The organism is Halobacillus litoralis, assembly GCF_020524085.2.
GTDB lineage: Bacteria > Bacillota > Bacilli > Bacillales > Halobacillaceae > Halobacillus > Halobacillus litoralis_E.
On the sequence record NZ_CP129016.1, the window covers coordinates 1,051,345 to 1,067,874 of the forward strand.

A 16,530-nucleotide genomic window follows, 5' to 3' on the forward strand; every position below is an offset into this window, starting at 1 on the left:
TCTCCTATTCTTCTACATTCCTAGGTTAATTCCCTGAAAAAAAGGGGATAGTCTAGTAGAAGATGGATGAGGAGGATTTCCTGGTGAAAAATTTGATATCCTATGTGAAAGATGTGATTGCCGAATTTCAGAAAGACAACATACCTCTGCTAGGCGCAGCACAGGCGTACTATTACTTATTGGCCATCGTTCCACTTTTAATTTTAGTGTTATCCATTCTCCCATATTTAAATATAGACGCTGAAACAGCCATTCAGGCAATGAGCAATGTGATCCCCAGTGATACAGCCCAAGTGTTCAGGGAGAACATCGTCGCTGTTGTGGAACAGCCAAGCGGCGGGCTTTTAACAGTTGGTATTTTAGGGACGCTTTGGTCTGCTTCGAATGGAATTAATGCGTTTATTCAGTCCTCGAACTTGGCTTACAACGTGGAAGAGACAAGGTCATTCATTAAAGTCCGTCTTCTTTCCATCGTGTTGACGATCGGGATGATATTGGCGATTATCGTTGCGCTTGTCCTGCCTGTATTCGGCCAGGTTTTAATTGATATGATTAATCTGCCATCTCAAACAGCCGTTTTATTGCAAGTACTGCGCTGGACGCTGAGTATCGTTGTCATTGGCACCGTTCTCATGGCCCTATATCATTTTGCACCCAATAAGAACATCCCCTTTAAACATATCCTTCATGGTGCTGTAATCACGGCTGTGCTCTGGCAGTTAATTTCTCTTGCTTTCTCTTTCTATGTGAGTAATTTCGGAAATTACTCTGCAACCTATGGAAGTCTTGGAGGAATAATCATTTTAATGCTATGGTTCTTCCTTACAGGGATCATCTTAATGGTAGGAGCAGAAATTAATGTCATATACCACCGTCGTCATGGCGGGGAAAAAAGTAAAGCAGCTTAGTCCTTTGAATTTTTTGGCCTTTTCATGAAGAAAGGTTCCGTACCTGTAAAGAGGTGGTCGGAACCTTTTTCTATTTGTCTAAATCCTTGTGGGCTGAAATCTGATGGGGTAACTTTCAATCAGTTCCGTTAAGGTAGGTCTTTGATGGTTGTCTCTCCCGTTCACTGGTGTCGCTTGAAAAAGGGACTCAAGAATGGATTCCTCGGTAGCTTCCCCGACCGCTCGGAAGGCTTCGTCCATATCTTCTTCATGAATCGATGAAAAAGTCATCACTTCCTCAGATTTTTGGTGAGGGATGGTTGTGGACGTTGAAAATCCGATCACAATATCTCCGCTTCCATTTCCAATCATCGACCCGGTTCTCGACAATCCAGTCACGGTCCTTTTGCAAATTCTCTTTATTTGCCGGTCTGTCACTGGGAGGTCGGTTGCGACTACGATCATGATTGATCCTTTATCCTTTTTTTCTTGGGCTTGAATCCGGCCTTTTAATTTTTGGCCAATCGGTTGACCATCAATCCTAAGATCATTCAGTTTACCAAAATTCGTAAGGGTTAGAACGCCTATCGTATAGCTGCCATGTGCAAGCTGTACCTTCCTTGAAGAAGAACCAATCCCACCTTTCAAAGAATAACAGAGCATCCCCCGCCCTGCTCCAACGCACCCTTCCGTGAAGTGATCTTGGGCATCTGCAATAGCTTGTAAAACATGTTCCTTGGTCACCGTCTGTTCCCTTATATCATTGATAAACATATCGTTGCATTCTCCAATGACAGGATTGACCGTACCCGTCGTACGGCCGATCTCTGGATTTCGCTCAAGAGTATAAGCGACGAGAGCATCAAAAGCGGCTCCCACACCGAACGTGTTCGTTAATACAATGGGTGCTTCCAGCGTCCCGAGTTCTTCAAGCTGAATCGTTCCCGCGGACTTGCCAAACCCATTGATGACATGAGCAGAAGCCACCGATTTATTTTGAAAAAGGTTGCCCTGATGCGGAAGAATGGCGGTAACTCCTGTCTGGACCCTATTCTTGTTTAATGTGTAATGCCCGACGGTCACCCCAGGAACGTCGGTGATCTGATTACGTGGACCGGTAGGCTTGGAACCTATGATGATTCCGTGTTCACGGGTCGTTTTATTCCTAGTCATGGTTACACCTCCACATGCCCTATTCGCAATGCAGCGGACAAATTCCTCCCTTTTGTATGTTCATACAATCCGTGGATTTTATATGCATATCCCAATAGAAATTTCGATTTAATCTTGTATAAAACCAGTATAAGATAAAAAAAATTCTTCGATTTTCTAAGTTTTTTGTTTGCGCTTACATCCTTTTAATATTCGGGTTTCTAATGAAATTGAATTGTCGCATTATCGTGAAAATTCAGCGTTTGAGCGCGTCAAGAGCGTGATTCTCTAAGTGTTTCATGCTATACTAGTAAGAAACTGAAAAGACAGAATTTTTTAATTTTTGCCTGTAACCTACAAGAATATGTCCGCTAGGGGGAAAAAATATGCAAAAACACGGATATCCTGCTCCGCAGGGGCTGTATCATCCGGAAAATGAGCATGAAGCTTGTGGTATCGGAGTGATTGCCAACATCGATGGAACAAAGAGTCACAGTATCGTAGAGAATGCCATCACTATTCTATGTAACTTAGAGCACCGTGGTGGACAATCTGCTGATGTCAGTACAGGAGATGGGGCCGGAATACTGACGCAGATCCCTCATCATTTTTTTGAAGCACAATGTGAGAAGGAAGATATATATTTGCCTGAAGCCGGTAAATACGGCATCGGCATGATTTTCTTCCCGGAAAATCATGAGACTAGAACAGAATGTATGCAGACTTTTGAGCGTATTGTCGCAGAAGAAGGACAAGAATTTTTAGGCTGGCGTACGGTTCCGGTAAATGATTCGTTCGTTGGGGAAGATGCGAAGAAGACCAAACCATTTATTCGTCAGGCTTTCGTTGCTCCATCTGGAAATGTTCAAACACAGATGGACCTGGAGCGCCGCCTGTACATCATTCGTAAGCGAGCGGAAATCGAGATTGCTGGAAAAGACGGGTATGATGACTTTTATATCAGCAGCTTGTCATCGAACACGATTGTCTATAAAGGGATGTTGATTCCGGAACAGCTGGATTCCTTTTATATCGATCTGAACCACCCGGATTTCAAAACGGCCCTCGCTTTAGTACACTCCCGCTTTAGTACGAACACCTTCCCGAGCTGGAAACGTTCGCACCCGAACCGATTCACTATTCATAATGGAGAGTTTAATACATTACGAGGCAATGTGAACTGGATGAGAGCACGCCAGGAGCTTTGCAACTCGGAATATTTCAGTGAAGAAGACTTACAAAAACTTCTTCCTGTCATCGATTCTAACGGTAGTGACTCTTCCATGTTTGATAATGCCTTTGAATTCTTATACTTGTCCGGTCGTTCACTCGCTCACACCGCTATGATGATGGTGCCCGAGCCTTGGTCAAATGATGAAACGATCCAGGAAGACAAGAAGAATTTCTATGAATACCATAGCTGCTTAATGGAGCCTTGGGACGGACCGGCTGCCCTTGCTTACACGAATGGAAAACAAATTGGTGCATGCCTTGACCGTAACGGCTTGCGTCCGGCGCGCTATTACGTAACAAAAGACGGGATGATCGTCCTTGGGTCTGAAGTGGGTGCTCTTGATATTTTCGCTGACGACATTTTGTATAAAGATCGTCTTGCGCCAGTAAAGATGCTTCTCGTCGATCTTGAGGAAGGGAAAATCATTCCTGATGATGAAATTAAATTGCAAATTGCTCGTGAAAAGCCATATAAAGAGTGGATTGAAGAGAACAAGTTTGATTTAGAAGACCTACCTGAACCGATTAGCGAACACCGTCCGGTTGAAAACTTGATCGACCAGCAGCTTGCTTTCGGTTACACGACAGAAGAATTAAACAAAATCCTACTGCCGATGGTCAACGATAAAAAAGATCCCGTCGGTTCAATGGGATACGATTCACCGCTTGCAGTGCTTTCTAAAAAGCCACAATTGCTATACAGCTACTTCAAGCAGTTGTTCGCCCAGGTCACGAACCCGCCAATTGATGCCATTCGTGAAAAATTGATTACGATGGTGGAAACGACAATTGGAGCAGAGGGGAACCTCGTGGATCCAAAACCGGAAAGCTGTCGTCAAATCCGACTGCAGACGCCTATTTTGACTAACCGTGAACTTGAACAGATTCGTCAGCAGGATGTGGAAGGGTTCGCAGCACGTACCCTTTCCATTCTTTTCGATGCCAAAGAAGGCGGTTTGAAACCTGCCCTTGATCGTTTATGTGAAGAAGCGGATGCAGCTGTAGAAGATGGTACGACGCTGATTGTCCTATCTGATCGTGGAATCAGTGAAGAGTATGCAGCCATTCCTTCTCTCCTTGCCGTATCCGGTCTGCACCATCACCTCATCCGTAAAGGGACACGTACGAAAGTGAGCCTGATCATTGAATCTGGAGAGGCGCGCGAAGTGCACCATTTTGCTACACTACTCGGTTATGGAGCGGAGGGAATCAACCCTTATCTTGCTTATGAATCTTTGAGGGATTTGATGGAGCGCGACCTGCTTGAAGCAGAGTCTCATGAAACGGCTGTGCAGACGTATATCCATTCTGCAACGGACGGGATCATTAAAGTCCTTTCTAAAATGGGCATTTCAACCATTCAAAGTTACCGTGGCGCACAAATTTTTGAAGCGGTTGGTATCCATAAAGATGTGATCGACCAGTATTTCACTCGTACAGCTTCCAGACTCGGCGGTATCGGTCTTGATATCATCGAAAAAGAAGTGCTTATGCGTCATGAAGTGGCCTACGGGGAAACGCGTGGGTCAAACCGCACACTGGAAGCTGGTGACGAATACCAGTACCGCCAGAACGGGGAAGATCACCAGTACAATCCGCAGACGATTGCAACATTGCAGCACGCCTGCCGTTCGAACGACTATGATCTTTTCAAGCAATATTCCAAGATGTTGACCGATGAAAAGAACAACCTGCAGTCTCTCCGTGGATTGCTTTCCTTCAAGGATCGCCCATCCATTCCGGTTGAGGAAGTAGAGTCTGTCGAGGATATTTGCAGACGATTCAAAACGGGAGCGATGTCTTTCGGTTCCATCAGTGAAGAGGCTCACGAAGCCTTAGCCATTGCGATGAACCGTATCGGAGGCAGAAGTAATTCCGGTGAAGGTGGAGAAAATCCGAAACGATTCACTCCTGAAGAAAATGGTGACTTGAAACGTAGTGCGATTAAACAGGTAGCGTCTGGCCGTTTCGGAGTGAATAGCCATTACCTTGTCAATGCGGATGAAATCCAAATCAAGGTCGCTCAAGGAGCGAAACCGGGTGAAGGTGGTCACCTTCCTGGCAAAAAAGTATATCCATGGGTAGCAGAAGTCCGTGGTTCCACACCTGGTGTTGAACTCATTTCACCACCACCGCACCACGACATCTATTCCATTGAAGACTTGGCTGAGCTTATTTATAACTTGAAAAATGCCAATCCGAAAGCTCGTGTAAGTGTGAAGCTCGTTTCCGCTGTCGGTGTTGGAACAATTGCTGCAGGGGTAGCGAAAGGACGGGCTGATCTCGTACTCATCAGTGGTTACGATGGAGGAACGGGTGCGGCGCCGAGAACAAGTATTAAGCACACCGGTCTTCCTTGGGAAATCGGTCTTGCTGAAACGCACCAGACGCTGGTCCTTGACCGTCTTCGTGATCGGATTGTCGTTGAAACCGACGGGAAAATGATGACAGGACGTGACGTTGTAGTTGCCTCCTTGCTAGGAGCGGAGGAATACGGATTTTCAACCGCACCACTCGTCGTCCTCGGTTGTATCATGATGCGTGTCTGTCATTTGAATACATGTCCTGTGGGTGTAGCGACCCAGGACCCTGAACTTCGTAAGAAATTTACAGGGGAAGCGGATCACCTTGAGAACTTCATGCGTTTCATCGCACAAGAAGCTCGTGAAATCATGGCAGAGCTCGGTTTCCGTACGATCAATGAAATGATCGGCCGTACCGATGTTCTCCAGACCAACGAAGCGATTGATCACTGGAAAGCTAAAGGTGTTGACTTGTCTGCCTTGCTTTACCAGCCGGATGTTCCTGCCGACTATGGTCGTTTTGCTGTTAGAAAGCAGGACCATGGCCTTGAGAAGACGCTGGATATGGAAGAGTTGATTCCGCTTTGCAAGAAAGCCATTGAAACAGGTGAGCCGGTGGAAGGCACAGGATCCATCCGTAACATCCACCGTGTAACAGGTACGATCCTTGGTAGTGAAATCACACGTCGTTATGGAGCGGAAGGGCTTCCGGAAGACACGATCAAGTTGACCTTCAAAGGTTCTGCAGGTCAAAGTTTCGGTGCCTTCATTCCTAAAGGAGTCACTCTACGCCTTATCGGTGATTCCAATGATTACGTAGGAAAAGGTCTGTCCGGTGGTAAAATCATCGTCCATCCATCACCACGGTCATCTTTCGTACCGGAAGAAAACACGATTATCGGAAACGTATCCTTCTACGGTGCTTCAGCTGGAGAAGCTTACATCAATGGTCTTGCAGGTGAACGTTTCTGCGTCCGGAATAGTGGAGCAGAAGTGGTTGTCGAAGGTGTCGGTGACCATGGGTGCGAATATATGACAGGCGGGAAAGTCGTCGTCCTTGGGGGCACAGGGCGTAACTTCGCGGCAGGAATGTCCGGAGGCGTCGCTTACGTGTTGGATGAGTCTGAACTTCCCTTTGATACAAAATGTAATAAAGAGCTCGTTCATCTGCAGCAGTTGTCAGATGCGAATGAAATTCAAGAACTCTATGACATGATCGACAAACATGTTTCCTATACAAACAGTCCGCGTGGTCAACGGATACTTGCCAATTGGAACGACTATGTATCCAGATTTGTCAAAGTCATTCCGAGAGATTACTTGGCGATGCAAGAACGGATCAAGAATTTGAGAGACAGTGGTCTTGAGAAGTTTGATGCGGAAATGACCGCATTTGAAGAACGCAACAAACCGGTAGAAACAGTCAAATAACGGAGAAGGGGGAGATCTGATGGGTAAGTCTACTGGATTCATGGAATACACACGCCAATCCACACCTGAGCGCGATCCTGAAACAAGAATAAAAGATTGGGAAGATTATAAACTTCCCCTTTCAGATGAAGAAGCACAAAAGCAAGGGGCACGCTGCATGGACTGCGGCGTTCCTACTTGCCATTCTGGAATGGAAATCAACGGCATCACGAGCGGTTGCCCTGTTTACCACCTGATACCCGAATGGAACGACCTTGTCTATCAGGGGAAATGGAAGGAAGCTCTTGCCAAAGAACATGAAATGAATAACTTCCCGGAGTTCACAGGTTTCGCTTGTCCTGCTCCTTGTGAAGGGGCTTGTGTTCTTGGAATCAACGAACCACCGGTTGCCATTCGCAGTGTAGAGAGATCGATTATTGAAAAGGGATTTGAAGAAGGATGGGTCACGCCAGAACCTCCTGCCTATCGTACAGGTAAAAAAGTTGCAGTCGTCGGATCAGGCCCTGCTGGTCTGGCAGCCGCCGCACAGCTGAACAAAGCTGGCCACTGGGTGACGGTTTATGAGCGTAACGACCGTGTCGGTGGATTGCTAACCTATGGAATTCCTGAAATGAAGCTGCCTTATTCTGTGGTTGAACGCCGCGTGAATATTCTAAAAGAAGAAGGCATCCAGTTCATGACGAACACAGAAGTTGGTCGTGACTATCCCGTTTCTCGTTTGAATGAAGAGTATGATACGGTCATTCTTTGTGGCGGAGCGACAACGCCAAGGAACCTGCAAGTAAATGGGCGCAACTTGAAAGGTATCCACTATGCGATGGACTTCCTACACTCCAACACGAAGAGCCTTCTGGATTCCGACCATGAAGACGGAAACTACATCAGTGCGAAAGACAAAAATGTGATCGTCATCGGTGGGGGGGACACAGGAACCGACTGTATGGCGACATCCATGCGTCACGGCTGTAAGAGCCTCACTCAGTTTGATATTTATGATAAAAAGGGTTCTACACGTGACAATGAAGTCAACCCATGGCCACAATACCCGGTCATCCACCGCGTGGAGTATGGACAAAAAGAAGCAGAAGCGACATTCAATAAAGACCCACGTGCCTATGCGGTCATGACGAAGAGATTCGTCGGGGATGAGAACAATCGTATCAAAGAAGTGCACACGATTGACGTCGCTCTTTCTTATGATGAAAATGGAAACAAAGTCCGTACTGAAATCCCGGGAACAGAAAAAGTATGGGAAGCAGACCTTGTCTTGCTTGCGATCGGTTTCAGCGGACCAGAGCAGGACCTTATTGAAAAGCTTGGCATCGAAACGACCGTGCGTTCAAACGTCGCTGCCCAATACGGGAAGTACACGACGAACGTCGAAGGTGTATTCGCTGCTGGAGACATGCGCCGCGGGCAAAGTCTGATTGTTTGGGCTATCAATGAAGGTCGCGAAGTCGCACGCGAATGCGATCGCTACATGATGGGAGCCTCCCAGCTGCCATAGTTGATAGATAACCATTTCAAGCCACCTCTGAAACAGAGGTGGCTTTTTTGTCTAGATGGTGAGTTCACTAAAAGCATACGAATTGATCACAAACCTGTGATAGCTACTAATATTTAGAGCTTCTTCGCTATTTACGAACACCTTCCGACAAACTACTTTTCTAGGAAAGTAATTGTGTGTTTATTCTGTCGAATCGGCGGGTACGTAGATTGTAATGTTTATTTATTACTTACCATTCTAAGGAGTGGTTTCTTAAGGAGGAGCTCAATGAGTAATAAAAGATCAAGTAAAGATGAGCAGTTGGATCAGTTCCGGGTAGATGACTCCGGCAAACATATGACGACAAACCACGGCGTCAAAGTTTCAGAGGACGAATTTTCATTAAAAGCTGGTGTACGGGGTCCTACCCTGCTGGAGGACTTTCATTTTCGTGAAAAAATGACGCACTTTGACCATGAGCGTATTCCTGAGCGTATTGTTCACGCGAGAGGGTTTTCAGCACATGGCGAATTTCAATTATATGAATCACTTGAGAAATATACGAAAGCTGATTTTTTAAATGATACATCAAAAACTACGCCGACGTTTGTAAGGTTTTCCACGGTTGCTGGGTCCAAGGGTTCTGCAGAAACGGTGCGTGATGCACGGGGATTCGCAACGAAATTTTACACAGAAGAAGGAAACTATGATCTAGTCGGAAATAACATACCTGTCTTTTTTATCCAGGATGCTATTAAATTCCCTGACCTTATCCATGCAGTCAAACCTGAACCACATAACGCTATGCCACAGGCAGCATCCGCCCATGATACGTTCTGGGATTTCGTAGGACAAAACCAGGAGTCTGCTCATATGGTCATGTGGACGATGTCTGATCGTGCTATTCCTAGAAGTCTGCGTATGATGGAAGGCTTCGGGGTTCACACGTTCCGTTTAGTATAAAGAAGGTAAGGCGCACTTCGTTAAGTTCCACTGGAAGCCTCTCCTTGGCACACACTCTCTTGTATGGGATGAAGCACAAAAAAATCAATGGTAAAGACCCTGACTTCCACCGAGGGGATCTTTATAACTCCATTGAAAACGGTGATTATCCTGAGTATGAGCTTGGTATTCAGGTCATACCTGAAGAAGATGAATTTAAGTTCGATTTTGATGTTCTTGATCCAACGAAGCTGTGGCCGGAAGAAGACGTTCCCGTTCAAATCGTCGGTAAAATGACGTTAAATCGTAATGTAGATAACGTATTCGCTGAAAACGAACAGGTGGCTTACCATCCAGTAAACGTCGTACCAGGGATCGACTTTACGAATGATCCGTTGTTGCAGGGGCGTTTGTTCTCCTACACGGATACGCAGTTGATCCGGCTAGGTGGACCGAACTACCATGAACTTCCGATCAACCGTCCTGTCTGTCCTTTCTTTAATAATCAGCGTGATGGCTATGGCCGCCAAACGATCAATAAAGGGCAGGTCAGTTATCATAAGAACTCACTTGCAAACAATACACCGACACCGGCAAGTGAAGAAGAGGGCGGCTATTCCCACTACCGGGAAAAAGTGGAAGGTCACAAGATCCGTGCTCGCAGCGATAGCTTTAAAGATCACTTCTCTCAGGCTACCCTGTTTTGGAACAGCATGAGTGATCATGAAAAAGAGCATCTCATCAATGCGTTCAGCTTTGAACTTGGAAAAGTAGAGAGCGAAGCCGTGCGGGAAGAAGTCGTGAAAATGTTTGCGAACGTAAGCTTAGATCTTGCCCAAGGATTTGCTAAGAACATTGGTGTCACTCCTCCGCAGAGCGGCGGCTCAGAGGTGAAGAAATCTTCTCCTGCTCTAAGCCAGGCAAATACCGTTCATAAGCCATCGACTCGTAAAGTGGGAGTCATTTTAGCGAACGGATTCAACGGAAAAGACGTCACCCAAGCTCTCAAAGAGCTGGATTCAGAAGGAATCATGACAGAAATCATTAGTGACAAGCAGGGAATGGTGCAAGGAGATGACAGTTCAGAATTGAAGGTCGATCACACCTTCCTTACTACGGATTCTGTCCTTTATGATGCGCTGTATGCGGTAGGAGGAAGCAATGAGGAAGAGGCGTTCAAAAAGCATGCCTCTCATTTCCTTAATGAAGCATTCTCTCATTATAAACCGCTGGGTGCTACCCACAATGCTGTTCAGTGGTTGAGCGATAACAAGCTTGCTGATCACAGCGGTGTCGTAGCTGGTGATGACATTAAAGGCTTCACAGAAGATTTCGTAAAGGCAGTGGCTGCCCACCGTCACTGGGATCGTCAACTAATTTAACAACAAACCCTGCCACCCTAGGATCACTCAGGGCCGGCGGGGTTTTTAATTTTCTCTCATAGGCGCGAGTCGTAGAGGTTTGTACTGCCTCCAATAACTAAATATAGAGAATTATATTTGTAAAATAATAAGGAATCCATAGACCAAAAGCCATTGGTTCTTCAAAATTGGTATGGCCCGGAAAGGGAAAAAGGGAGGATTTTTCGTATAGTTTGTTTAAATCTCGTGATGATAAGGGAAAGGATGAATAAATACAAAAAGACGAAGAGGTGATTCCATGATTCGTACAATCTTAATGATCATCGGATTAATTGTTGTGATTAGCTTCATTATTTCCCTGCTATAATAATTATTTTAATAAGACCAAACGAAAGTGACCGGTACACCATACCAGGTCACTTTTTCATTTACAAAGCTTTAGCACATTGTGATTTGGGTAAAAATTAAAAAGTTATTAAAGTATATCAGGATTGTGTAAGACTCGATTTCGAGATGTTTGTGTGCGTGTAGGGGCTCCGGGAAACAGTTCGCTTTCCATGGGGCGGGCGGTGAGCCTCCTCGGACTTCGTCCTGCGGGGTCTCACCCTGTCCCACACGCTCACCGTTTCCCTCCGCCCCTTGGCCGTATGAGTGTCTCGAAACCACTTCTAGAATATGCAGTTATTCAGCTTGATGGGAGTATAAGGATAAAAAATCCCATGCCCCGGTATTTGAATCCTGGGAGCTTGATACATTGCGCTTTATGCTTATAACAGTAGTATAGTGGAAGATAATCCAAATTGGTAAAGGGGTGCGTTTCTCACATTCATCGAATGGGGTGGTTGGGATGCTGCGAGACTCCCGCGGGAATGGATTGGCTGGCGAGACCCCACAGAGCGGAGCTCGAGGAGGCTTGCCGTCATCCCCGCAGGAAAGCGAGTTGCTTCCCAACCACCCCTAACGCTCATTATGGCAATGAACCACGGAAACATCTCGAAACTGAGTCTTCAACTGAAGGGAGCTTTTGTGGAATGGAAGAGGTGTCTGTGTTTCAGCCATTGTGGAAAATTCGGTATAATGAGAGCACATGAATATAAGGAGGGCGATAAGGTGAAGGAAGCCATTGAGTTACATAAAGATCAGTTCATCGAAGAATTAAAACAGTATTTAAGCATACCAAGCATTTCTTCCTTGTCTCAACATAAAGAAGACGTTAAAAAGGCAGCGGATTGGACAGCTGGTGCTTTGAAAGAAGCCGGCATGGAGAATGTGGAGGTCATCTCTACAGAAGGACATCCGATCGTTTATGCGGATTGGCTTCATGCAGAAGGAAAGCCGACCGTTCTTGTGTACGGCCACTATGATGTGCAGCCGGAAGATCCCCTCGACCTATGGGAAACCCCACCATTTGAACCGGTCATCGGGGACGGGAAAATTTTCGCCCGGGGAGCTACGGATGATAAAGGCCAGCTGTTCATTCATATTAAAGCTGTTGACCTTCTTATGAAAGAAAAGGGCGATCTTCCGGTCAATGTAAAGTTTGTCATAGAGGGTGAAGAGGAGATCGCAAGCCCGAACCTAGGTCCTTTCATTCAGGAAAATGAGGAAAAGCTTGCTTGTGATGCGGTGGTCATTAGTGATACCTCCTTTAGTGAGGAAGGGCAGCCGGCGATCTGCACATCTTTACGCGGGGCTTTGGCCATGGAAATGACCGTCACAACCGCCAATTCGGATCTACATTCGGGTACCTATGGCGGTGGCGTACCAAATTCGATTCACGCCCTCATCCAACTGTTGGATTCACTGCATGAAGAAAATGGCCGCATTGCCGTTGAAGGTTTTTACAAAGGTGTTCCGGAGCCTACAGAAGCCTTAAGAAAAGAGGTTGCGGAAGTTCCATTCAATGAAGAACGTACAAAGCAGGAACTTGAGCTTGATGAACTTTTCGGAGAGGAAGGGTTCACGTTCCAGGAACGTGTCGGCATCCGGCCAACACTTGAAATCAACGGAATTACGGGAGGTTTCCAAGGTGAAGGATTGAAAACAATTGTCCCTAAAGAAGCGAGTGCGAAAATAAGCTGTCGTCTCGTTGGTGAGCAGGACCCTCAGGCGATTTTTAAGGCGATTCAACACCATGTAGACACCAGCCGACCAGTGGGCGCAAAGGTTGACCTTCATCAGTATATTAAAGCAGACCCCGTGGCCATTGATTCAAAAAATCCTTATATTCAAAAAGCGGCAGATGCGTTTGAGAGTGTGTATGATGTGCGTCCACTCTTTCCGAAAGAGGGCGGATCCATTCCGATTGTCGAAGTTTTCGGTCGTGTGTTAGATGCACCGGTCGTTTTGATGGGATTCGGACTACCGACAGAAAACCTCCATGCACCTAATGAACATTTTCATCTGGAGAATTTCACTAAAGGGATGGAAACGGTTTGTAAGTACCTGCAAGAGTTATAAAGGAAAAAGGCTGAGAATGAAGTTCTCAGCCTTTTTTATAGGCAAGATTAAGAATGGACTCGATGAATGGGCCTTTTTTCTTTGTGTAGACGGATCTTTCTTCTCTATAGGCTTCAGCCAACTGCTTTTTTAGAGATTCATAGGCTTTGGCGGATTCCGGGTTCACTCGTAAGTAGTCTCGAAATGCGATTTTTTCTCCCCATTCAGAGCTGTTCCACTCACAGATGTGAAGATGGAAGGTGCTGTTCGTACCGGTTTCTTTTTTGAAAAAGCGCCTTGTTCTTAATTCAGGCTTAGGAACATATTCATACCCTGCTTGTGAAAGGGGATGAATGTAGTGTGTGAACTCATTAAGGTTCTCCACCCCTAATAATATATCAATAATTGGCTTAGCGTCGAGGTGTGGAACAGAAGTACTTCCGATGTGCTCTATAGGAATGGTCGGATCGCCAAGCTTTTGTAGAAGGGCGTTTTTTTCCTTAGCGAATGTATCAGGCCAATTGGATTGATAAGGAGAAAGCTGTACACGATTGATGTGCTTACGTTCATCACAGGAGAAGCATTTTAGTGTTTGGTTTTCCGATAACACCCCATTCAGGAACCCATTTTCACAATAGATCGTTGTACCGCAAGCATCGCACGTGGCGACATTTTCATGCACGACGGTCACTCCTTTCCTTCGTATATTTTGGATATGTCTGTATTTTTTTGTCAAAACGAAACGCTGAAATGTTAGAATGGTAGAAAGATACTAGTTAGGGGGATGAAGATGGAACAACTCCAGACAAAACCAAAGACGTTTGCCGAAATACTCGATCATACATTCAGTATATCAAAGAAAAACTTCGGTCCTTTATTTCTTACTTTACTCATTATATTTGCGCCACTCTACATATTTGATTATTTATTCATGGTGTTGAGTGGGATCAGCTTGTTCCGCGAGCCTTCAAGTGGAGGGTTTGCAGAAGGCGTTCTGAACAACCTTGATACGGCAGCAGCTACCCAGGAGCTTGTAGCTACAAATCTTGGGATCGGTATGGAAATGTTGTATTTACTTGTTTCTACAATTCTTGCCATTATCATCTATCCGATTGCTCAGGCATCGGTGATCGTGGCGACAAGTAAAGCACTTAAGAATGAAACCTGGTCGAAAGGTCAAGCGATTAAAGGGGCGTTCTCAAGGTTTTGGCCCCTCATTGGGAGCACAGCCTTGATGGGAGTCATATTCGGAGCCGCCGTTTTTATCGGGTTTCTCCTTTTCGGTGTTTTAGGAGGCATTAGCTTTGCGAGGGATGGCTTTGGAGTCGGATTCATCATGTCAATCGTTTTCGGTCTGTTGTTTTTCGCAGCGGTCGCTTTTTTTTGTGACGAAACTGAGCATGTTCTTTGGAGCGATTGTTTTTCAGAAGGTCGCCCCGGGCTTTTCAAAAAGCTGGCAGCTGACGAAAGGGCGTTTCTGGTTCGTTTTCGGATTGTTCGTCGTCTTTTTCATCATTACCATCTTGCTTACATCCGTAATGGAGGGTGTCTCCGCTCTTCTTTTAGGTGGCAGTCTTCTCGGTCGTGTGCTGACGGACCTTGCTTCGATCATTACCACACTGTTTATGATGGTCGGTTATACGGTACTGTTTTTTGACTTGAAAACAAGGAACGAAGCGGATGATTTGAAAGATATGATTGCTTCTTACAAAGAAACATGAACGTAGGTGAATCATGTGAGTGGATCAAATGAAGGAAAAGAACAACTGAAGGAAATACTCGAGCGTCCGGAGTATCAAGCGTACCAGCAGGAATCTCAGACAGCGAGTCAGCGCCTGCTGGATATAATTGCTCAGTGGGTTAAAGGGTTGCTTGAGACTTGGTTTCCTAATTTCCAAGTCTCTGATTCTGCCATCAACGGCTGGATCTATTTTTTTGGTTTCATCGGAATTGGCATCCTTTTGTTGCTTGTTCTCAAGCTTGTGGGGCGGCTCTCAGGTGAGAAAAAACTGTCTGAAAAACGTACATTCAGCATGACTTCAGAGTTGGCATGGTCATCAGAAAAGCATATGGAGGAAGCAGACGCGCGTGCGGCAGATGGTCAATTTTCTGAAGCGGCCCGTCATGTGTTCCTGGGCATGCTGTTGGATTTTGATGCGAGGAATCTTGTTGAGGTGAAAACCTGGAAAACGAACGGCGACTATGAAAAGGATCTGCAGGACTCACATCATAGACTCGTTGCAGATTTTTCTTTTCTTGCGAAGATTTTTGATCAGATCACCTATGGAAACCGGACCCTTCTGAAAGAGGAGTTTGATGAATTTCGTTCCCGAGCCTTTCAATGGATGGATCAAGAAGGGAGGAGAGAAGCGTGACGAATACAAAGAAAACGTGGCTTTGGGCCGCTGTCACCTTTACCCTTCTTGCCGGTGTGCTCTATTGGCTCTCCAGCGGACGTCCAGAACCGTATCCTCCATATTTATCTGAATCCCCTTCCCAGACAGGAATTAAAGCCTTTTACACGCTTCTTGATGAACAAGGTGATGAACCTGCACGCTGGGATAGCAAACCCAACCGGCTTCCGGAGGCAAGTGGCCGACAAACGCTCTTGATGATCGAGCCTTTTTCCACCGTCAGCGGAGATGAGATGCGGCAGTATGAAAAGTGGATGGAAGAGGGGAATACCATCTGGCTGATGAAAAACAATCCTGTCGGCTATTTTGATATCCAGGTAGACTACGGTGTCTTACCTGCAGGTGAAACGAAGCTGGAGGGGGAGGATGGTCGTACATATATTGTAGAGGTTCAACAGGAGCACCGGCTGCAAACGAAGGAGTCGGATGATGTCCTATTGAGTGATCCTCGTGGTGTGCTTGCCTTTGAGCGCTCCTATGGGGATGGTGCACTGATTGTCGGCATGAATCCGGATTGGTTCACAAATGAATGGATTGCGGACCATGAACATTATGAAGTGATTACATCGATATTAGCATCAGAAGCCGAAGACAGCAGGATTTGGTTTGATGAATATATCCACGGACAAGATGGTTTATTTACAGGGTTGGACGTTTACCCGAAGTGGCTGCTTGTCTTTGCTCTTCAGCTTGCTTTGTTCATGCTTTTCTTTTTGTGGATGCAGGGGAAAAGGTTCGGTCCCTCCTTCATGCCGCGAGAAGCGGTTGTACGGTTTGGGGATGAACGCCTGCAGGCTCTTGCTGCCTGATACCGGAAAGGTGAGTTTTACAGAGAGTCGCTGGCCGTCCAAGAATCCTACCTTCGGAAGCTGTTACAGGAGC

Annotated in this window: 9 protein-coding genes and 1 pseudogene; 8 read left to right on the forward strand and 2 right to left on the reverse strand. The window is 46.0% G+C overall.

Annotated elements, in window-relative coordinates:
* The first annotated feature begins 83 nt into the window (after positions 1–83).
* Positions 84–908 (forward strand): YihY/virulence factor BrkB family protein, encoded by an 825-nt coding sequence (locus LC065_RS05525; protein ID WP_306163791.1) that lies wholly within the window; start codon positions 84–86, stop codon positions 906–908.
* Positions 909–986: 78 nt separating this feature from the next.
* Here LC065_RS05525 and LC065_RS05530 read toward each other — a convergent pair whose 3' ends face one another.
* A complete protein-coding gene (locus LC065_RS05530; RefSeq protein ID WP_226593270.1) occupies positions 987–2,060 on the reverse strand; it encodes a DmpA family aminopeptidase in 1,074 nt (357 codons plus the stop codon).
* Between the two features lie 365 nt (positions 2,061–2,425).
* On the opposite strand from LC065_RS05530, the gene gltB reads away from it, so the two are divergent.
* From gltB to LC065_RS05550, 4 genes and pseudogenes are all read left to right on the forward strand, one after another.
* Positions 2,426–7,006: a glutamate synthase large subunit gene (gene gltB / locus LC065_RS05535; RefSeq protein WP_306163792.1), complete on the forward strand. Its 4,581-nt coding sequence runs from the start codon at positions 2,426–2,428 to the stop codon at positions 7,004–7,006.
* Between the two features lie 19 nt (positions 7,007–7,025).
* Entirely contained in the window at positions 7,026–8,513 is a 1,488-nt protein-coding gene (locus LC065_RS05540; protein WP_306163793.1) for a glutamate synthase subunit beta, read from the forward strand.
* 267 nt (positions 8,514–8,780) lie between these two features.
* A pseudogene (locus tag LC065_RS05545) lies at positions 8,781–10,816 on the forward strand (catalase).
* 1,056 nt (positions 10,817–11,872) lie between these two features.
* Entirely contained in the window at positions 11,873–13,255 is a 1,383-nt protein-coding gene (locus LC065_RS05550; protein WP_226593262.1) for a dipeptidase, read from the forward strand.
* Between the two features lie 25 nt (positions 13,256–13,280).
* On the opposite strand, the gene LC065_RS05555 is transcribed toward LC065_RS05550, so the two are convergent.
* Positions 13,281–13,916: a GrpB family protein gene (locus LC065_RS05555; RefSeq protein WP_226593260.1), complete on the reverse strand. Its 636-nt coding sequence runs from the start codon at positions 13,914–13,916 to the stop codon at positions 13,281–13,283.
* Positions 13,917–14,024: 108 nt separating this feature from the next.
* Here LC065_RS05555 and LC065_RS05560 point away from each other — a divergent pair, with 108 nt between their 5' ends.
* From LC065_RS05560 to LC065_RS05570, 3 genes are all read left to right on the forward strand, one after another.
* Positions 14,025–14,891, forward strand: a complete 867-nt coding sequence (locus LC065_RS05560) for a hypothetical protein (protein ID WP_306163794.1) — start codon at positions 14,025–14,027, stop codon at positions 14,889–14,891.
* 79 nt (positions 14,892–14,970) lie between these two features.
* Positions 14,971–15,609 carry a DUF4129 domain-containing protein gene (locus tag LC065_RS05565; protein ID WP_226593256.1) on the forward strand — a complete coding sequence of 213 codons (639 nt, stop codon included), beginning with the start codon at positions 14,971–14,973 and terminating at the stop codon, positions 15,607–15,609.
* Positions 15,606–16,457: a DUF4350 domain-containing protein gene (locus tag LC065_RS05570; RefSeq protein ID WP_306163795.1), complete on the forward strand. Its 852-nt coding sequence runs from the start codon at positions 15,606–15,608 to the stop codon at positions 16,455–16,457. Before LC065_RS05565 ends, LC065_RS05570 begins: the two co-directional genes overlap by 4 nt.
* The last annotated feature ends 73 nt before the right edge of the window (positions 16,458–16,530 follow it).

What these genes read in the sequence shown, in the direction of transcription:
- LC065_RS05530 (WP_226593270.1), bottom strand. Translation starts at nt 2,060, where the DNA reads ATGACTAGGAATAAAACGACCCGTGAACACGGAATCATCATAGGTTCC.
- gltB (WP_306163792.1), top strand. Translation starts at nt 2,426, where the DNA reads ATGCAAAAACACGGATATCCTGCTCCGCAGGGGCTGTATCATCCGGAA.
- LC065_RS05540 (WP_306163793.1), top strand. Translation starts at nt 7,026, where the DNA reads ATGGGTAAGTCTACTGGATTCATGGAATACACACGCCAATCCACACCT.
- LC065_RS05550 (WP_226593262.1), top strand. Translation starts at nt 11,873, where the DNA reads ATGAGAGCACATGAATATAAGGAGGGCGATAAGGTGAAGGAAGCCATT.
- LC065_RS05560 (WP_306163794.1), top strand. Translation starts at nt 14,025, where the DNA reads ATGGAACAACTCCAGACAAAACCAAAGACGTTTGCCGAAATACTCGAT.